We start from the raw sequence: 19,573 nt of genomic DNA on the forward strand, positions 1-19,573 counted from the left end.
CATATAGTTGGTTTTATTGGTTTTTTCTTACCTTTGCACGTCGTAAAGCCATCTCTTAAAGAGAGATAGGAATATTTGCAAAACAAAAATGGCAGTGTAAAATGGATATTCTGACTGGAGTTTTGCGTTTATGGAGTTATTTTAGTGTTTTATAACCTCAAGAATGTATTATCCCTTTTCAAGAAAATGAGATGGTGTCAAAAATAAAAGGCTTTCGATTTTGAAAGGCAATAATGTCCTGCACATCCAAGTTGCAGATGCTTCCCCAAGATGTGTAACGATAGTTCCAAAATAAATTGCATACTTGTCAGGTATGCTATTTGCTGTTGTCGGCTTTTGTCATGCTGGAGGGTGATTCCTTTTAGACAGAATAAATCACTTTGTTGTTCGCATTGTCCACCACAGAGGAATCAAGCGAAGCCAGATAGATGCGTGTGGTGCTTTCAGAATCATGTCCCATGGCTTCGCTGATTACCGAGAGGGGCACATTCCGGCTTTTGGCTATACTGGCCCAACCGTGCCTCGCGACGTAGGATGTCAACCGGACCGGTGATTTCACTTTTTCCCCGATTGCTTTCAGGTGGGCGTTCATCAGGTGGATGGCATTCAGGTATTGCTTCCGCTCGTCACTGCCTGGCAGTGTTATGATGGGTAACAGGTAGGGGGAGTCCGGATTTGAGTACCGGTTTACTATGTCCTGCATGGGCTTTTCCCATTTGATGAACAACTGCTGGTCGGTTTTCTGCCTTCTATATACCAAGACCCCGTTTTGCAGGTCTTTCTTCTTCAGGAAGGCCATATCTATGAAAGACATTCCCCGTGTATAGAAACTGAACATGAAGAGGTCACGAGCCTGTGCCAACGAGGCGTTCAATGATAAGTCCAACTCTTTGATTTCCGTAATGACCTTGGACGATACGGCACGTTTGACAGTCTTGTCAATGCCTGTATAGACATGTTTGAACGGAGCATGATCATCGGTCAGCCCTTTTTCCACGGCACGGTTGTAAACGGCACGGAGGTTGCGCATATAAAAAGATGTGGTGTTCGGCACCAATCCCTGTTCTTTCAAATAGGCTTCATATTCCATCATCATGTCCGATGTCATTTCATCAAAGCGTACGTCACCTTTGTCTCCACGGAAACGCATAAAGCTGTTCATGGAAGAGGTGTAAGTTTCTGCCAAGCGGGCTTTCCCTATGCGCTTTAGCAATTTGGCCGTTGCCCGGACAAATACGCACAGATGGCTTTCGTCATCGTCCGATGCCAGAAAGGCATCTGCTACCTGTTCGGATGTATATGCGTTTTCCGACTGGTCCAACCGCTTTATGATGGCTGCCAGCCTGTCTGTTTCTTTTTGTAGCCGGCTTTCCAACGTGGCAAGATAGCGGCTCCGCTCTGTCTGTTCACCTTGCACAGGGAAAGCCAACTTGCCGTTGTCCCATTCTCTTGGGAATATGCGGTATCCCGTACTTACTTGCCGTACTATCCGGTTGTGTATAATCTGATAGTAGAGTGTTCCTTCTTTGCCTGCCACTGACGATGGGCGGAATTTGATTTTTACTGTTGCCATATTTATAGTTTTTAGTTAATTCGTATCCATACGGAAATTCCATATTTTTATCGGGCGTTCTTTTTGTTCACCACGTCTTCAATCATTTCTTTCACCTCTTGCCCTACCTGCACGAAGTTCTTGTACAGGATGCGTTCCCGTTCTTCCTTAGACTTGAAAGTATAAAATTTCGGTAGTGGTACATACCCGGCTTCCTCTTTCTTGATTTCAGCCATATCAAAATCGGTCTTGCAAAAGAACTTGGTGGTTTTGAACTCTTCGCTCTCCTGTATCTTCATCGTACCGCCCCTTCCGGTCTTGGTGGCAACGAAATCTCTGGCGGTCTGTCCGCATATCCAACCGGTCGCCATGTCGGAGATTTTCGAGGCGGGCACCAGGCTGTCCATGTTCTCGTTCAGGTTGATGCTGGTCTTGTCTCGGTCTATGGTCACGCCTTTCTTCAGTTGCACCACCTTGCCGAAGATGTCACTTGAAAGCCATTCCAAGGTTTCTTTGGAGCGGGCTGAGCCTGACACCACGTTGCCTACCGTGGTGATGATTTTCTGCATACCCACCTTGCCGTAGTCGGCCTCCAACTGCGGCAGTTCCTGGAAGCCCAACGCCACGCTCACCTTGTTACTTCGGGCTGTGCCTATCAGGCGGTCTATCTTGTGGAAATACAAGGTGGGCAACTCGTCCACGATGATGCTTACAGGCACGTTCTTGCCCTGCCCGGTGTTCACGCGGGTCACAAGGCGGTTCAGTATCAGGGCGTTCAGCGCGCCGATGATGCTCTCCATCTCCGGGTCGTTGGCTATCAGCAGGTAGCTGGGATGTTTCGGGTCACTCACCTTCAGGTCGAAGTCGTCCCCGTCCTTATGGAATATCCAATAGCTTTCCTTGGTGGCAAGCCTTGAAGTATAGACACGCAATGTACCAATCATACCTTCCAACTGTTCCATCGCCTTGTTCTTGAAGGCAGTCTGGAACGGACCGAGCAGCGGAGCCACCTCGTTGTCGGTCTCTAACACCTCGAAAATAGTCTGGTAACTCTCATTCAAGAAGGAGAGGATGTGCGGCATATCCGAGTATTTGCCCAGCCAATAGGCCGGCTCCACCTCGTTGCCGTCGGCGTCGAACACACGGCCGGTCGGCACCATCCGTTTGGTGGCCTTATCCTCCACCTTTTCAGCCAGCAGCTTCTTTCCTTGGCTGTCGTAAGGCTCTTTTTCGTAGTTGCAGAAGAAGTAGATGCAGGCGGCAAGGAAGTTCACCGCCGAAGTTTGGAAGAACTGGTCACTGCCGCCGCCTCCTTCTTTCTTGCCTTTTTGCAGGGATTCCAGCAATGTTTCCGCTGTCTCGCTCGCTGCCGCTAAGTTGTTGATGTATTTCAGTTGTATCGGGTTCACCCTCCGGCTGTACTCCACATCTACGAAATTGATGATGTTGAACGAGCAGCCCGGTGGCAGCTTGCCCAACTTTTGGTTTTTCTTGTAATGGTAATACAGCTTGGTGGCCAGCGTGGGGAACTTGTAGTCGTACACCACCATCGCGAAGCCTTTGGCGGAGTGTTGGCGAATGAACGGTTCGATGATGGAGAAAGTCTTGCCGCTTCCCGGAGTGCCGACCACCCACGTTCCCCTGAAGGGGTTGCTGATGTTCACCCAGCCCTTGCGGAACTTACCTTTATAATAATAGCGCATTGGGATATTCACACTGTACTTGTTTTCCACTAATTCCGTGCATTGCTCGAAACTCTCGTTCTCGAAGTTGAAACGGTCTTTCAGCAGACCGTCCTTGATGAATTTCGAGATGTTGTCCAATGCGATATGCGCCAACACCACGCCGATGACGGTGGTGAGCATATAAAGGATGACGTTCAATCTAAGGGAATAGAGGTAAACATCTATGGGGTGGTTGTACAGCCACACGGACAGCACAAGCAGCAGTATGCCGCTTACCAGGGGATAAAGCACTTGTTTCCGGGCATTGAACTCCAGATGCTTCTTGTTGCGCGTCCCTACACAGGTGATGCACACTAATATAAAGGTGACAACCTTGCTATACACTATATGTCCGTCCTGATAGATGAGCCAGTGCCGGATTCTGGCATGAATGTCATACAGGATATTCTCCCAGCCGTCCGATGGGGCGGGATTGAAGACGTACACGAAAAACTCCATCAGAACAGACAAGTAGATGACCGCCCTGAATATCTTGTATGCACCTTGCAGTTCCTTGCTTTCTTCCATTTATTCTTTTATGTTATATTTCTTGTCTTATTCGTTTAAGGTTATTATCGGCCGCACCTTGTGTGCTTGCCACTTCGGAGTTTCCTGTATGGCTCCGCTGCCCATTGAGTAAAGCCACGCCTTGGCCGTTTCCTGTCCCTCCACCTCAGTACTTGTCCAGTACCAGCAGTCGTCAGCAGTATCAGGCAAGGGTTCGCCGCCACAACGTATAATATATGGATTGATGATGTCCTTGGCGGCGTACAGCAGGCGCATCTGTGCCACCGAGGGGATATAGGCACTTTGCCCGTACCGCCACAGGTCGAACACCCGTTCCGCTATCGGTGATGACACTTCCTCCGTGTCATACAGCGCAAAGGTGTTCTCGTTACCATCGTATGTTGTCAGGTCGGCTGACGTGCCTTGAGCCACGCCGATACTGTCCGCGAAGGCTTCCGCAGGCAGGTCGTGCAGGTACACTGCATAGCCGTTGCCTGCCATTTCCGGGTCGCGGTTCAGGTAAAACACGATGGCAATGGCTTCCTTGCCGCTTCCTGTATAGTCTTTATAGCTTATGGCCTTGCCGTCCGTACAAAGCACATGACCAACTTTCACCGCCGTATCTGGCTCCTCAATATGGGCGTCACAGGCGGCCAGCAGAACTGCGGTCATTAACGTCAGTAGACTGTTCAATCGCTTTTTCATATAACTTTCACTTAAATTCATCATTCTCAATTCTTCATTTACAAGGTATCTTGAATCCCAGCACGATGCCCGTGCGCAGTAGGTCTTCGCCCTTTATCATAAGGTCGCCTTTCACCTGCCAGTACAACGTCCAGCCCGAGCGCAACGCATAGTTGTGTTCGTAGCCTAAGTGTATGCCGCCCAGGAAACGCTCCGTGTCGCTTCCTGCCGATGCCCCGATGCGCAGGTTGCCGTGGTGGTTGTGTCCGCGCACCACGCAGGGCTTGTAGGCCGCCCCGAAACCGTAGCTCCGGTAGTTGTTCCAGAAACTTTCCGGGCAGATATGTCCGCACGTGGCGCATTCGTCCCATTTCAGGTAGCCGTTGGCGAAAAACTCCCATGCGTTGTGGTGCTTCGTTTCCCATTCGTAGGCTACCGTGGCATCCAGCCCGTTCTCATACAGCAGACCCACGCCTACCGCAATCCGCCCGGTGCTGTTCTGCGCCGAAGCGGTCACGGACAAGGCGAACACGACTATCACCAAGGCAAGCAGCCTGTTTCTTGTCCTTCCCTTGTTTCTCAATGCTTCACTCATCATTCTTAATTCTTCATTCTTAATTGATATTACTCTTCTTCCAGCAGGGCGGCGTCAAACGAGTCGGCGGATAGCACGTCCTCATAGTCGATGTTCAGTGCGATGGTGCGCCCTGAAATCTGTTTCTCGCTCATTTCGATGGTCAGCACCTTGTCATTCGGGAAGGTCATCTTCTCCAGCACGATGACGTTGCGGTAGCCGCGTTGGAATGACGAGGCATTTTCCAACACCAAGGCGGGCGTCAGTTCCAGCACCTGTGCGTTGGTAGCTTTCGAGGTCTTCTTGTCGGCCAGCTTCACCCGTATCTGGTCGATGTCGAAGCGGATGCGGGTCTTGTTCTCCACGGAGAAGTCGATGAAGAAGTAGTTGCCTGCGGCGTAGATGTTGTTCAGTCGCATGGTCATCCGGTGTGCCTTGGTGCCCACGTTGCGGTAGCGGGCCGGGGAATTCCACACACTACGGGCATAGCGCAGCATTTCCGAGGTGGACATGCTGACCGCAGGGTTGTTGTAGGCATGGCGTTCAGCCACGGCGATTTCCTTGTCCGCCACCGCCTCCTGCAACCGGGTGGTATAGAGCAGGGCGTATTGGGTGCGGTAACGTTCCGTTACGATGGTGACGATGCCCAACACCTCGCCGTCCGCGTGTCCGGCTTCCTTGGGCTTCAGGCGGATGGTGTTCTTCATCGGCTGGTCTCCGGCAACCTTGTCGGTGGAGATGTCCACGAACAGGACTGGCTCGGAGGCGGTGATGACGGTCGTCACCTGCTCGTTCACAGTCAGCCGCACCATTTCTTCGTAGGTCTGTTGGGCATGGATGTCCGTCCATGCGGACATCATTCCTGCCAGCAGCAGGAACAGTCTGATACTCGTTTTCATTGTTGCTGTAGGTTTGTTTCGGGGTGGTTGTTCATCTTTTCTCGTTCTTCCTCTATCCGCCGGAGGGCGATGTCGTAATAGCCCTTGTCCGTCTCGAATCCGATGAAGTGCCTGCCGCAACGGATGGCGGCGACGGCAGTCGTTCCGGAACCGATGCAGTTATCCAATACCACGTCTCCCTCGTCTGTGTAGGTGCGTATCAGGTATTCCACCAGGCTGACCGGCTTCTGGGTCGGATGGTAGAAGGTGCCTTTCTTGAACTCCTTGGGCGCGTAGATGACGGAGGTGGGATATTTCTCGTCCATGATGCGCACGGGTGTCAGTTTCATGTTCCCATAGCACCGGTTCGTGCAGCCGGACAGGACTTTCCGCCCGTGGTTGCGCTGTTCGGGGCTGCTCGGTCTCATTTGCGGATGGTACACAGGCAGCTTTTTGTAGAAAACCAGGATGTCCTCGTGCTGGCGCAGGGGCATACGGTTAGCGTTCAGGTGTCCGCTCACCCGGTCCTTGTGCCACACCATGTTATATTTCCACAGCCTGGGCTGTGAGAGGACAAGTTCGGCCGTAAACATCCCTTGCGCGAACAGGATGATGGGACTGTCGGGCTTGGTGATTCGTTTGTATTGTTTCCACAGGGGTTCCAGCGGAATCCTGTTGTCCCACCGGGCCGCTTCGTTCTGCCGGTTCAGCACTCCGTAGGGCAGGTCGGCTATCACGGCATCCACACTGCGGGCTTCCATGCGCTTCATACCCTCCAAGCAGTCTTCTAAGTAAATATGGTCTTTCTCAATCATAAGCTGTTCTTTATTTATCCGTTATTTCGTTCATTTCGTTTCTCCCTTGTCATTCACCAGATAGACGAACGTGCCGTACTTCAGCTTGGCCTTGTTCTTCTTGATGGCCTTGCCGATGGCGTTGCTGGTTTTCTGGTAGGCGTTCTGTATGGCCTGCATACCCCATTGCGAGAAGCTGTTGCCGTAGCTGCCGCTGTTCAGGCTCATGTTGCCCGTCACGGCTCCGCTGGCCACGTCCTTGCTCGTCTCGCGGAAACTGCTTTCAGGCACGTACAGTCCTTCCAGCCCGTCCGTATCGTAGAGGGAAATGTTCACTTTCACCAGCCTGTCGTCCACCAGCACGCTCTGTACTTTGCCTTTCACCCTTTGCGAGCCAAAGCCATTCATCGTGGCGTAGAGGTAGGTGCCGCTTTTCAGCACGGCCTCGCCGATTTCCACGTCGTCCAGCAGGCGCAACCTTACGCGGGAACCGTCCACGGCCTTGATGTCCTCGTCGATGATGGCTTTGATAAGGTGGGGTTCGTGCTGTGTTTGGGAAATGGTGTGGAAGTAGTCGGAGGCTGTCTTTATCTTCTTTACCATCTCCACGGGTTTTTCCGCGTCGGTGAGGGCGTTGACCGCCCGGCTGTTTTCCTCCACCTTGCCCTGCGTGGGGATATGTTGCCTGGCGGTGTCTTGGGGAGCGATAGTTGCCGTGTCTGGCGGCATAAGTCCCTTTTGTCCGTTCAGGCGCGCTTCGGCAAGGGCTTTCCGCAGCTCTTCGAAGGCTTCCTGCTCTCCCGACCGGCTATCGGACGCTTGTGCATCCACATCCTTGTCCTTCTGCTGTTCGTCCAGCAGGGCGATGTCCTCCTGGGTGTACTTGGATTCATATTCTTCTTTGTTTTCATCGGGTTCGTCTCTGTCAATGTTGTCTATGGCGGTGTAGTCGTCAATCTTTCCCCATGCCTTCTGCATGTTCTCGTATTTGCCCCCGATGCCGTCTCCGCCGCGTATCTTCGCGTCGGGCAGTTCGGGATTTAGGAACTCCGTTGTCTGCATGTCCTTGTCCGGCGTTTCGGCCACCTTCGTATCGAACAGGTCGAAGATAAGATAGGCTGCAATCAGCAGGGGGACGTACAGGATGGCGGGCAGCCTGTATTTGGTCTGTCGGAAATTGATTCTGTCGGTTATCTTCATTGTCCTTCACTGTTTATGGGTTCTTTCATTGGTTGAATGGTGTGCGGATGGCTCTTGTGCCGGGCTTTCCACACCGAATCCTGCACGGCTGTGGCGGTCTGCCGCACGGACGGACGTTGGCAGGCCGTGGCAATGCGGTAGATATTGAGACCGAGGCTGAAGGCCACAAAGGCGAACACGATGACCAGGAACAGCGTCCGGTGGCGGTCCGCGAAACGTTGCACGCAGGCTGCCGCCCTGTCAATACCGAGGGCATGGGCGAATTTCCGTCCGGCTTGCACGTCGCGCTCGTACCGCTCCTTATACTTGGGGTCGTCCTTGTCGGGCATCTTTTCGCCCAACAGCATTCTCTTAAATCCTTTCATGTCCGTAATGTCTTATGTTCATATTCATGTCTTCACTTGTTTCGTTTCGTAAGTCAGCTAATAGCTGTTCTTTGTCTTCTGCTCGATGTCCTTGTTGAGCAGCGTCCTCCAGTTCACTATTAGCAGCCCGTGGGGATTGTTCTCCGTCCTCGGCACCCGTTTCAGCTTTCCTGCCGTTACCAGCTCACGCATCAGGATGCTGCTGCGGCGTTCGATGCGTTGTCTGCCGTAGTAGGTGAACTCCATTTTCTCGCGGTCGAACTTGATGCTGTCGCAAAAGATGCTGAACACCGCGCTCGTTCCCATGATGTTCGAGTAAAAGCCTTTTTCCTTCAGCGTGTTGTATTGTGCCAGTCCCGTTTCGTCCACCAGGTACATGGCTTTCTCCATCGTATAACGGATGTATTTGTCATCCGGCGCAAGGGTAAAGAACAGGTGGTGGAACATTTCGACATGGCTCTTGGCTTCCACGTCGAGCGTTTCCTCCATGTCGGTCTGTCTCACCAGCACCGGCACGTTGCCGTCCAGGACATACACTTTCTTGTGAGCGTCTGCCACCATGCCACGTGCCGTCCAGATGCTGGCGATGCAGATAAGGATGCAGCCCAGCAGGAAACAGCAGCAGAGAATGGTCACTAACTTGATTTTGTTTTCCAAATTCTTTATTACCATAGGCTTATTTCTCTTTTAGGGTGTTCAGGCGGACATATTCCTTGTACAGCATGGGCATCAGGGTGGTTTGCAATTCGGCCAGCAATGGGTCAAAGTATTCTGAGAACGCTTGCACGTAATGGCCTTCCATCACCACTTGGAACCACACCCACCAGATGCCCCGTTCACGCTGGCGGGCGTTTTTGCAGAGCTTGGCGATATGCAGGCGGCAGGTCAGGTATTCCACCAGCGGCTCGATGTAGCGGTCGTCATGGTCAAACGCTTCGTCCAGTTCCTCAAAGAGGTCGTCGTAACGCCCGTTTTCGGGTCTTTCCGTCAGTTCTTGGTGCATACGCCGGTGGACAAAATCCATGAAATGCGCATCTTGGCACCAGCTTTCGATTTTCTTTTCAATCTTCATATTGTCATTGTTTTAGTTGATAATCATCTCAATACGGTGTGCATCGCCCCGGTAGCCGACATTTTGGCCTGTTGGGCCACACCCTCGCCAAAGTTTCTCGTGCTAAATGCCGTATCGCCTTCAGGTATCATCCATGCGGCCAGGTCTGGCACAAGGTTCAGGCATTTCAGGGCCACGATGCTGGCCGCCATCAGATAGCCTGCCGAGAAGAACGAATTTTGCAGATAGGCCGCCATCGTCTGCGTGGATGCGGTGATGGCCGTCAGGTTCTCTGCCTGTATTGACAACACGATGTCAAACAGCAGCAGTACGTAAAACCCCACGAAGTACAGGCAGGCCCCGTAAAAATGTACCGTCAAGTACCTCGTTATCCATTTCGCCCACGCGCCTTCCCACTTGGGCAGCAGGCTGAAAGCCCATTGTATCGGCCCGAATATCGTCAGCATACCTAACAGGATTTGCTGGCAGTAAATCGTCGCCCACCACCCGATACGGAATACCACCAGGGCAATGAGCATGATGATTTTGTCGATTCCTACCACAATACCTGCAGTCAACGAAGTGAACCAAAGGCGGCTTGCGTCCTTCTCCATGTTGGTCACTTCATCCACGCCGGTCTGTTCCATCGTGGCCTCTATCAGGTCGGGGTCGGAGGTGCCGGAATGGGCCACGTCCGCCTGCGCCTGCAGGTTGGAGTAGATGGTGTCGCGCACGTAGATAAGTTCCTGCACTTCCTCGAACTTGTCCGCTATCTGCGTGGCTTCCGCCTCATACAGGTCATGGGTGTACGACCCGATGCAGTTCGGAATGTAGGACAGAAAGTCCAGAAAACACCAGTTGCTTCCGCTGTGGGTCATGCCCGTATCGGCGGGCGGATACCACCAGCACAGGATGACGGACACGGCCAACGGCTTAAACAGCTTCATCACGTCCAGCGGCTCGTGTTTCACCATCATCTTGTAGGCCATGCCCGCTGCCATGACGATGGCGAACAGGGCGGCAAGTGCCATGCACATTTGAAGAATCCACCAGAACGGACCTTGAGCACCGGTAAACGTGGCATCGGTCAGGAACTCGTTGGTCTGGAATATCACGTCATCAATCTCTTCCTCAAGGATGTTGATGCCGAAGTCGGATAATATGTTGTCTGCCATACTTATTCTTTTTCCGTGGTTACTTTCATTGCCTGCTCACGTTCCATGACTGGCAGTATGCCGTCTTTCTTCAGCCGCTCGTAGATGAACAGCCTTCCTTTCTGCGTCCATTGGGTGCGCATCACCGATTTGCCACTTTCCAGCGAGAGAGTGGCACTATGCACATAGCCCTTGTCCTTGTATGGAGCATACAGAATCCATTGCCGGTTGTCCTTGTACTGGATGCCCTTTTCATGGAGGAGGGCGTTCAGCTTGCGCCCGGACAAGCCATAGTCCTGTGCAATCTGGGTAATATCGAGCAAACCTTTGCATTGCAGCACCAGTTCCACATAGTTTGTCCGCTTGCCCAGTTCCTCAATCTGTTCCTGTTGTTTCCCGATAAGCAGTTTCTGTTCCTCGCATCGGGCTTCCACTGCCATGCGGTTCCTGCGTTCCTCCTTGATGACGTTGGCCAGTCCGATAAGAAAATCCGGCTCGGTCACTACGCGCTGCAGGGCCGCATCGGTCAGGTACGCCCCGCGCTTGCGGATGCTGGGCAGCACTTCCTCGCAAACCCAGTCCTGGAACTTCTCCGCTTCCGGCAGTTTGCTGCGCATCACCAACCGGTAGATGTCCGCTTCCGTGATGTACTTGGTCGGTTGCATCACGACCGCACCGAACTGGTTTTCAGAGGGGGTGGACAAAATGGCCACCCCCTTACAGTGCATTCTTACAGCCTTCGGGGAGTCTGAGTATCCTAATGCCTTTGCGACATCTGTTGCTTTGAAAAGCACTTTCCCATTCTCCGTTTCTATGGTGCCGACATTCCCGAATTTCGGATGATTGAACACCTGAATCTTGTCATTCATATCCGTTTCATATTTGGTTGTAATTTCTTCTTTTCCCTTATTTCGTCCTTGTCACCTTTCCACTGTTTCCTCTCCGTTACCGTTGTCTGTATTTCCGTTCCCGTCACCGGACGATAAGCTACGCACTTCCTGGCGGGCGGCTTTCCATCGGTTCAAGGCTTTCGCTGCTATGTTCCCATTATCAATCGTTCGTTGATGGGTCGCCGAAAGCAACTCGTCCGTCAGAGAGGCGTTATGCAGCCGCACGAGATATTTCACCAGTATCTCGTTCTGCCGGGCCACGTCAGCGTAGATACGCAGGTATTCCTTTTTCCGCTGTGCGTTGGGCATATAGGCATCCTTGGTAGCACGGATAGCGCAGTCATACACATTGTAATACTCCGTCCACCGCTCCTTCTCGGACAGGGTGCCGCCCACAAGGAGGATGCGGTCAATGTTCCCCTTGAAGTTTTCCATTTGCTTCTCTATCTTGCCGCCTTCTGCCAGCCAGGCCAGGTCTGCAGTCCGGTCCGCCATGTTCAATGCTTCAATCTCGGCCCGTTTGACCAACGCCGAGTCGATGGCTTCCGCTTCATCCACCTGGTTGTACAGGTGGATGCCTGCCTGGGTGCGAAACGACAGCTTGTTCTTGGCGGCTGCCGACTTCTTGTAGTTGTTGTGCAGCAGGGTGTAATAGATTTCCGGGGTCAGTGCGCCACCTCCCGTCTCCATTACCGTCACCTGGTTCTTTTTCGACGAATCATGGTTGTAGGTCACGCTCTGCGCATGGAGAATGTTTCCTCCTGCCAGCCATAGCAGCCCCATACCGATAAGAGTTCCCGTATGTCTCATATACCTTATTTAATTATAGGATTACACAATTCTCAAATTCTCCGTTCTTCACTTTTCATTCTTCATTCTTAATTTTTAATAGTCCAGTTTTCCGGCCACCCTCCAACGGGAAAAGGCGTCCTCCGCCATCTCCCTGATGCTTCTCCGCCGGTACACCTGTTCCTTCCAGTAGCCGATGCGTACCTGCACGTACCTCCAGGTCTCGAAATAGGAGCGGTTCAGGTGGCGTTGGATATTATCCAAGGAAGTGTTGATGGCATCCAGCACCATCAACAGGTCGGCGGTGGAACAGGCGGCAGCTCCGGTGACGTACAGCACCAGGTCGGAGAAAGAGCGGTACAGGTGTTCGCCCTCGTCCGCAATGTTGCGTATCGCCCTTGCATTGATGGCTATCAGCAGCGTGTCGGCCAGCTCGATGCGGTTCCGCCGGATGACCTTTTCATGGAAGTCGCCCATCAGCCGCTCGTAGTCCGACAGCCGCTCCCGGACAGTCTCGTAGCTGTCCTTCACGTTCAGCACGGTGCGCAACGACTGGTACATCACGTCGATAATGTCAAAGGCGCGGGTGTACTTGTCGAGGTCGATATTGATATTCTTGTATTCCACCGTCGCCTCCCGGCTGTATTCGTGCAGCAGCTTGTTGCTGTATTCCAGCGTACTGCGGGCCAGCAGCAGGCTGCGCTGTTTCTTGTGGTCGTTAATGTACGCCTCTATGGAGGTGATGTCAAAGCTCCACTGCGCCTTTCCGGCTGTATGAAAGCAGCATAAAAGAACCATGAGAAAGCCTAATCTGTATATAAACGTATTCTGCATATTTCCTGATGCTGTTTTATTTACCAATGTATATTTTGTATTTTTGCAGATATTGTTCGTTTTTGTCATCCGTATTTTATATCTTTGCACCAATATATCTTGCTTATGGAAATAATCGAGCGTCCTGCCTATCTTCATCACATCATATCCCACCTGGGCAAGGGGATGATGATTATCCTTGTCGGCCAACGTCGTGTCGGCAAGAGTTTTATGCTCAAGCAGCTGCAGTCCTGGCTGCAAGCCAACAGGAGTGCGGCCAACGTGGTGTATGTCAACAAGGAGCTTCACGCCTTCAAGGACATCGCCACGGCCGACGACCTGTACGGGTACGCCACGGCACACCTGCCCGAAGGCGGCGACAACTACCTGCTCATCGACGAGGTGCAGGACATAACCGGCTACGAGGACGCACTGCGCAGCCTCCATGCGGAGAACCGCTGCCAAATCGTGGCCACCGGCAGCAACGCGTACATTTTCTCCTCGGAGCTGAGTACCATGCTTTCCGGCCGCTATGTGGAGATACCCATACACAGTCTTACGTACAGAGGCTTCCTGCGCTTCCACGGGCTGGAGGACACGGACAAGAGCCTCCTGGCATATCTCCGCGTGGGCGGACTTCCGGGCCTTTGCCATTATGACATTGAGGACGAGAGCCTGGTGAGGGATTATCTGCAAGGGGTTTACAATACCATCATGCTGCGTGACGTCATCGCACGGGAGGAGATACGCAACGTGACGTTCATCGAGAACCTGGCCGTGTTCGTGGCCGACAACATCGGCAAGCTCATTTCCGTGAGGAACATCACCAACACCATGAAGTCGCACGGCGAGAAGGTGTCCGAGATGCTTACGTCCACCTACTTGCGCTATTTGTGCGGAGCGTTCATCATCACCCCCGTGCAGCGTTACGACATCCACGGCAGGCGCATCTTCGAGCAGAACAACAAGTTCTATTTTGCTGACCACGGCCTGCGCAACCTGCTCTGCGGGTTCAACCTGCGCGGCAGCATCGAGAAGGTGATGGAAAACGTCATCCACCACCATCTGGTCACGCAAGGCTTCAAAGTAACAGTGGGCATACTCCGTAATGGCGAGGTGGATTTCGTGGCCGTGCGCGATGAGCGCCGGCTTTATGTACAGGCTGTTTACCTGCTCGGCTCGGAAGAGACCGTAGTGAGGGAGTTCGGCAACCTGCAGGCCATACGCGACAACTACCCGAAGTATGTCGTCTCGATGGACCCGGTCAGTGGAGGACTTCCCGAGTATCCGGGCATTATCCATGTCCACCTGCGTGAGTTCCTTATGACTGATTTCTGATTTCATAGTCCGTCCTCCCCTGATTGCAGGTTCTTTGCATTTTCCATCCACCGCTCGTGGCATTCTTCCACCAGTGTCAGCCTGCGCCCTTGGTCGCTGTCGATGCTTGGGGCGATGTCCTTCAGCACGTCAAGGATGCTCCGTTTGTAGTGCATCATCTTCTCCAGCGACACTAAGTCAGCGTAAATGTTCGTGATGCGGGTGTCCACCTCGCGGGCTATCTCCAAGCGGTCGCTGGACCACAGCAGGTGGTAGGTGTCGTTTGTGGCGTTCTCTTCCTGCGGCGCGCTCCTCGCGTATTCGGTGGTGATGTCGCAGCCGGGATGTTCCCGGGCGATTTCCGAGATGCGCCGGTTCACGGTTTCCGCTTTTTCCGCGTCCGTCTGCGTGGCATCGAGGGGCAGCACGTCGGCCACGCTCGTGGTGCTGTATTCCGAGGTCAGTTCCCAACTGATCTGAAGGATGGCGCGGTGTATCTTGATGCCGAGGAAGTATTTGGGCTTTCGGGCTATCGAAAGAGTCGCTGTGAACGTGATGACGCCGTTGATGTTGGGCATGGTGGCCTTGCGCACATACGAATAGCCGTTCCACGAGCCTTCGCCTTGCCAAGTCAGGCCGTAGGCGGTCTTGCAGTCCTGCATGATGGCCGGTATGCGGTAGTAGTCGTCCGTGGCCACGCTGTTGTCGGCGGCGGCTTCGGCCTGCGCCTCGGTGATGTCCTGCCTTTTCTGTTGCCAGTCGGACAGTTCGCCGTTCAGGCGGCTTATCTCGTCCTTGTTACGGTTGTATTCCCGGCGGTAGGTGGCGGCATCCTCCACGCTGGCGTTGGCTATCTTGTCCAGCAGGGCGGCGTTCTCCGCTTCCAACGCTTCGATTTGTGCCTGTAGGGCGGCTATCTCGCTGTCGGCCTCCTGTGCCATCCCGTCCAGTTCCGACGTGTCCAGCCCGTTGTCCGTCACGGTGGTCTGCATGGCGCACTCCTTGGAATGTCCGTCCAGCGAGCTTCCGCAGCCACGGCATTTGTATTGGGTCGTTCCCTGGCCGAGCGTCACGCCGTCCGAGCAGGTCACGCTGATGGTCACGCTCTCGCATCCGGCCAGCTTGGCTGCATCCGTCGCCTGGTAGTAGTTCCTTGCGTCGGAACTGATGTAATATACGTAGCCCTCCTCGTTGTCGTTGAACTCCGAGAGGCGGGAGTTGAGTTGCGCCTTGAAGGTGTTTAGGTCCATCGAATAGGAATCGAACACGTCCTCATACACTTCTTCCACGTTGTTCCAGCTTTTCCGCACGTGTATCTCGCAGGCGTAGGCTTTCTTGGTCTGCCTCCCGTTCCGGCTGATGACATAGCCGCTCATCGGGTAACTGATGCTGTAGGTAAAGCCTTCATTCGCGTTGTTCAGTTGCCGCACCCGGCTTCTCGACCACCCGGCATGGTTTTCCGAATTGGCGATGACTTGCTCCCGTTGTGCCGAGTTGGGATAGAAATTCGCGTCCGTGGTGTTGAAGCGCGTCCAGGCGCTTCCGTTGATGATGCTGTTGTCGTCCGTCGGGGGATAGTAGTCGCACAGCGTTTCCGAACCTTGGTCGCGCCGTGCGATGTACCAGCGTTGGGTGTAGTAGTTCCCGGCGGTTTCTTCCATATAGTCTGAGATCCATGCCGTCAGGTTGTAGTTGGAGAGGCTGAACAGGCCGGCCACGTTGTCCTTGCCGCCGATCATGCCGAGCAGGGTGTTGCCCACACTGTTCTCCACGCTCCTGAACAGGTCGTGGTAGTGTTCCGCAAGGGTCAGCACCGTGCCGATTTTCCCTTGGAACAGATCGTGGAATTGGTTTTGCTGCAGCAGCGCGTCGCCGATGTTGCCGATGCCGGCGGTGGCCAGCGACACACCCATGTTGTACAGGTTGTCGAGGTCGGCTTTCAGATTGTCAACGGTGAAGTTGCCCGGTACCGCCGCCAGGTCGTCCAGCATCCGTTCCCAATCCACCCCGCCGATGTCGGACAGCTTGAGCAGGGCGGCAATCTCCGGGTTGAGTTCCAGAAAAGCGATGTCGGAGAACGTGAGCGTGGAGTTCGTCACCACGGACTCGAACTGCATACACAGGCTTTTGGTCTCGTCGCATATCTTCATCAGGTAGCTGCCCCAATATAGTGCGGTCTGCGGGCTTTCCAGCATCATCCCGGCCACCGTCCAAATCTTGGGCAGGATTTTATGGGCCACCATGTTGTAGATGCGGCGGTAGTAATAGTTCTCGGTGCCGCTGCTCCAGATGCCGAGGTCGGTCATGGCCTTACGCTCCAGAAACTTCGAGGCGAATATCCCGGCTGCGGCCACCTCGGCGGCCTGGTAATGTTTCAGGATGGCGGCCACCTGCTCGTCATAATAGCCCTCGGCCACGGCTTCAGCGGCAAAGGCGGCAGCCATCGCGGCCACGGTTTCCTTGTCATAGTTCACGCTGTAATACTGCGCGCGAACAGGAAATGTGGCGGCTGACAGCAAGACGGTTATGATGAGCAGTGTACGTTTCATTCCTTTGTATCGTTTGTTTTGGATTCCAGTTTCAATACATGTCCGGCCTTGTTCACCGTTTGGGCGAAAGCCAGCGACTTGCCGATGCCCGAGGCGTTCCAGTCACGGCAATAGGCTTCGATGGCCTGTTGATGGTTGCACCCCAGTTCATTCTTGTATAGTTTCAATGCCTCCTTTTCCGCCCGTTCGGTGGTGTAGGTCATGTAGCATTCGCGGGGTTCCTCCACGCCGTACACATTGCTTTCGTGGCCGCGGCGGATGAATACCTCACGGAAGAAGCTGCGCCCGTCCTTGTTTTCAAGGCGGTTGATGGTGAATATCTTTTTGCAGTCCACGTCGGTCAGGCCGAGGATGGCCCTGATGCCGTCGAAGCGTTCCTTGAACTTGCTTTGGTCGAGCAGCATCACCACGTCGGAATTGTTGATGATGGCCTCTTTCACAATCTCGCTGCCGATGATGTCCTGTATCTCCTGCGTCACCACGCCCACGCCGGCCCAGAACTTTCTTGCGGTCTTGTACATGAACTTGATGTATTCGGCCATCAGCGGGCTGGCGATGGCCTTCCACGCCTCCTCGATTACCAGGACCTTGCGGTTCTTCTTCAGGCGCATCTTCTGCAGGAACACGTCCATGATAATCAGCGTCACGATGGGGAAAAGCAGCGGGTCATCTTTTATTGCGTCGATTTCGAATACGATGAACGTCTCGTCGAACAGCGTCCCGTCCATTTCCTCGTTCAAGGTCTTGTCGTGGTTGCCGCCACGGTAAAAGTCCTTCATCATGTAGCGGTAGGTTGACAGGTCAATGCCTGTTAGGTTGTTTTCATGACAGATGTCGGGGATGCGCTGCACCGAGTATTCGTAGAAAGTGTTGAACGAGAGGCTCTCCACCTTCAGTTCTTTGCGCCGCCGCTCAATCTCGTCAATCTCCCTTTCGATGCGCTCCGCCTTTTCCTTTTCCGTTTCGGATGTACCGTAGCCGTTGTTCCGGGCATCCACCTGCAGGCTCTTGCGCAAGTCCTCACGTTGCATGGGCGTGAAGCCGTCAAAGCCGTTGAAAAATACATCGTAATAATCGGTGATTACCTGGTCTATGAGCCTGTCCTCGGTCTTGCTGACGGTTCCCTGCGATCCTTTCCATATCAGCAGCACGAGGTTCTTCAGGAAACCGGTCTTTTCCACGTTCAGTTCCTGACGGTTGATGCGGAACGGGTTCATGGTGATGGGCTTCTCTTCCGTGTAACTGATGTACTTGCCGTTCAGGTACTCGCATAATCCTTCGTAGCTGTTACCCGTATCGACCATCACCACGTCGGTGTTCTGTTCGTGTAGCTGGCGCACCACGCTGTTCATATGAAAGCTCTTGCCGCTGCCCGAAGGCCCTAAGCAAAAAAAGTTCGAGTTGTCCGTCAGCTTTTCCTTCCCTTCCTTTCCGGTGATGTCGATGGCCACCGGCACGCCCTGGCGGTCGGTATAGTATATTTTCAGCGGCGTGTCCTCGCTGCGCTGCGCCTTTTCCTTGTACATCAGGCAGGCCGCCGCGTCACCTAAAGTCAGGAAGCGGTCGTATTCCTCGTTCAGGGCATAACAGTTGCCGGGGAACGAGCCGACAAACAGTTCCAGTTGGTTGTAGGCACGCTTGCTGATGTGGATGCCCAGCCGCCCGAAGCTGTTTTCCAGATGGTTGGTGCATTTCTGCAAGTCAGTGTCCGGCGAGACGGTCACAATCAGGTTGAAGTGGGAGTACACCAGTTGCTTGTTTTCCCTCGCCACCACTTCCTGCACTTGTTTGATATCCTCTACGGCCATCTGGTTGTTCGGGTTCGGTATGCTGGCGTGGCGGTTCTTTTTCTTGTCCAGCAGGGCAAGCTCCCTCTTCTGTCCGGGAATGAACACTATCTGGTTGTACACCACGGTTTCCGCATTCGGGATGTGGTCAACCAGCGACACCAGGTCAATGGGCATTTCCGCGCCGTTCACCTCCATATTCTTGTAAGGACGTATCACGGTCGGCAGGTTGACGCAGTCCACGTCCACCAGGCTGTACACCTTGCAGCGTCTGTCGCCCATGGAAATGCACTCCTCATCCACCTTGAAGCCTGTCATGGACACTACCTTGTCGCGGAAGTTCATGGCGAAGAAGCGGTCCACATAGCGGCTGGCTTCACGCTTGCCCAGGAAGCGTACACGGATGCCTGCGTCCTGCATCTGGTCATGCACCTTGCGTATCTTCACGAGGAAGTCGCGCCACTTCTTGCCGTCATAGGAAAACAGTCGGCTTTTCTTGGCCTCTTGGGTAACGGTCAGGTAGGTCATGCTGTCGGTATAGACACGCCCCTTGAAGTAGCGGAAGTAGGCTTCCGTCAGGAACTCGTGCCTCTTGCCGCTTTCTTCCTCGAACCTCCTGCGCACGAAGATGTCCTGCTTGTGCAGGGCATACCCTTCGCCAAGCGTCTGGGCCAGTGCGGACATCAGGCGGGTGAAGTCGTAATAGCTGTCTGTGTCGGCCGAATGCTTCTGCACCGGATTCTCCATTTCCAGTATGGCGGAGTATTCCCCGGTCTTGGTGTAGAGAACGCCGATGCCTTCCGTGTCCTCCACGGAGAAGTAGATGTCCTGGAAGATGTGCTTGCGCTTTCCGCCAGTGCCGAAAGCCTTGACGGAAATGGCCATGCCCAGGCAAAGGGCCGCGAAGGATAATAAGATGTAAGTTACCATGTTCCTTTTCCATTC

17 protein-coding genes are annotated in these 19,573 nt (G+C 53.6%); 1 reads left to right on the top strand and 16 read right to left on the bottom strand.

Translation table 11 applies throughout. From position 1 onward, the window contains the following. Positions 1-361 precede the first annotated feature (361 nt). The 14 genes from B5F78_RS03320 to B5F78_RS03385 all read right to left on the bottom strand — a co-directional run bounded on the left by B5F78_RS03320 (position 362) and on the right by B5F78_RS03385 (position 12,996). Entirely contained in the window at positions 362-1,573 is a 1,212-nt protein-coding gene (locus B5F78_RS03320; protein WP_087406001.1) for a site-specific integrase, read from the bottom strand. 47 nt (positions 1,574-1,620) lie between these two features. Next, positions 1,621-3,804, bottom strand: coding sequence for a type IV secretory system conjugative DNA transfer family protein (locus B5F78_RS03325; RefSeq protein ID WP_087406002.1), 2,184 nt, complete (start codon positions 3,802-3,804; stop codon positions 1,621-1,623). 27 nt (positions 3,805-3,831) lie between these two features. Further along, the gene (locus B5F78_RS03330; protein ID WP_087406032.1) at positions 3,832-4,488 is read right to left on the bottom strand and encodes a DUF1566 domain-containing protein; all 657 of its coding nucleotides are present in this window, start codon (positions 4,486-4,488) and stop codon (positions 3,832-3,834) included. A 34-nt stretch (positions 4,489-4,522) separates the two neighbouring features. Then, complete coding sequence (locus B5F78_RS03335; RefSeq protein ID WP_087406003.1) at positions 4,523-5,062, bottom strand: hypothetical protein; 540 nt, start codon at positions 5,060-5,062, stop codon at positions 4,523-4,525. A 29-nt stretch (positions 5,063-5,091) separates the two neighbouring features. Continuing rightward, entirely contained in the window at positions 5,092-5,901 is an 810-nt protein-coding gene (gene traN, locus B5F78_RS03340) for a conjugative transposon protein TraN (protein WP_430746766.1), read from the bottom strand. A gap of 35 nt (positions 5,902-5,936) precedes the next feature. Next, the gene (locus B5F78_RS03345; RefSeq protein ID WP_087406005.1) at positions 5,937-6,734 is read right to left on the bottom strand and encodes a DNA-methyltransferase; all 798 of its coding nucleotides are present in this window, start codon (positions 6,732-6,734) and stop codon (positions 5,937-5,939) included. Between the two features lie 30 nt (positions 6,735-6,764). Further along, the gene (gene traM / locus B5F78_RS03350; RefSeq protein ID WP_087406006.1) at positions 6,765-7,913 is read right to left on the bottom strand and encodes a conjugative transposon protein TraM; all 1,149 of its coding nucleotides are present in this window, start codon (positions 7,911-7,913) and stop codon (positions 6,765-6,767) included. Continuing rightward, on the bottom strand, positions 7,910-8,278 hold the full coding sequence (locus B5F78_RS03355) for a hypothetical protein (RefSeq protein ID WP_087406007.1): 369 nt from the start codon (positions 8,276-8,278) through the stop codon (positions 7,910-7,912). The genes traM and B5F78_RS03355 overlap by 4 nt, the downstream gene beginning before the upstream one ends. A gap of 57 nt (positions 8,279-8,335) precedes the next feature. Further along, positions 8,336-8,950 carry a conjugative transposon protein TraK gene (gene traK / locus B5F78_RS03360; RefSeq protein ID WP_087406008.1) on the bottom strand — a complete coding sequence of 205 codons (615 nt, stop codon included), beginning with the start codon at positions 8,948-8,950 and terminating at the stop codon, positions 8,336-8,338. A gap of 4 nt (positions 8,951-8,954) precedes the next feature. After that, entirely contained in the window at positions 8,955-9,350 is a 396-nt protein-coding gene (locus tag B5F78_RS03365; RefSeq protein WP_087406009.1) for a hypothetical protein, read from the bottom strand. Positions 9,351-9,373: 23 nt separating this feature from the next. Beyond that, the gene (locus tag B5F78_RS03370) at positions 9,374-10,504 is read right to left on the bottom strand and encodes a hypothetical protein (RefSeq protein ID WP_087406010.1); all 1,131 of its coding nucleotides are present in this window, start codon (positions 10,502-10,504) and stop codon (positions 9,374-9,376) included. Between the two features lie 2 nt (positions 10,505-10,506). Further along, the gene (locus tag B5F78_RS03375) at positions 10,507-11,352 is read right to left on the bottom strand and encodes a phage antirepressor (RefSeq protein ID WP_087406011.1); all 846 of its coding nucleotides are present in this window, start codon (positions 11,350-11,352) and stop codon (positions 10,507-10,509) included. Between the two features lie 51 nt (positions 11,353-11,403). Then, positions 11,404-12,156 (bottom strand): DUF5045 domain-containing protein, encoded by a 753-nt coding sequence (locus tag B5F78_RS03380; protein ID WP_087406012.1) that lies wholly within the window; start codon positions 12,154-12,156, stop codon positions 11,404-11,406. Positions 12,157-12,258: 102 nt separating this feature from the next. Further along, positions 12,259-12,996 carry a hypothetical protein gene (locus B5F78_RS03385; protein ID WP_430746765.1) on the bottom strand — a complete coding sequence of 246 codons (738 nt, stop codon included), beginning with the start codon at positions 12,994-12,996 and terminating at the stop codon, positions 12,259-12,261. Between the two features lie 105 nt (positions 12,997-13,101). Between B5F78_RS03385 and B5F78_RS03390 the strand changes: the two genes are divergently transcribed. Continuing rightward, positions 13,102-14,313 (top strand): ATP-binding protein, encoded by a 1,212-nt coding sequence (locus B5F78_RS03390; protein WP_087406013.1) that lies wholly within the window; start codon positions 13,102-13,104, stop codon positions 14,311-14,313. A gap of 2 nt (positions 14,314-14,315) precedes the next feature. Here B5F78_RS03390 and B5F78_RS03395 read toward each other — a convergent pair whose 3' ends face one another. Continuing rightward, on the bottom strand, positions 14,316-16,841 hold the full coding sequence (locus B5F78_RS03395) for a hypothetical protein (RefSeq protein WP_087406014.1): 2,526 nt from the start codon (positions 16,839-16,841) through the stop codon (positions 14,316-14,318). After that, positions 16,838-19,558: a TraG/VirB4 family ATPase gene (locus B5F78_RS03400; RefSeq protein ID WP_087406015.1), complete on the bottom strand. Its 2,721-nt coding sequence runs from the start codon at positions 19,556-19,558 to the stop codon at positions 16,838-16,840. The genes B5F78_RS03395 and B5F78_RS03400 overlap by 4 nt, the downstream gene beginning before the upstream one ends. Positions 19,559-19,573: the final 15 nt, after the last annotated feature.

The organism is Bacteroides sp. An279 (assembly GCF_002159615.1).
Taxonomy (GTDB): domain Bacteria; phylum Bacteroidota; class Bacteroidia; order Bacteroidales; family Bacteroidaceae; genus Phocaeicola; species Phocaeicola intestinalis.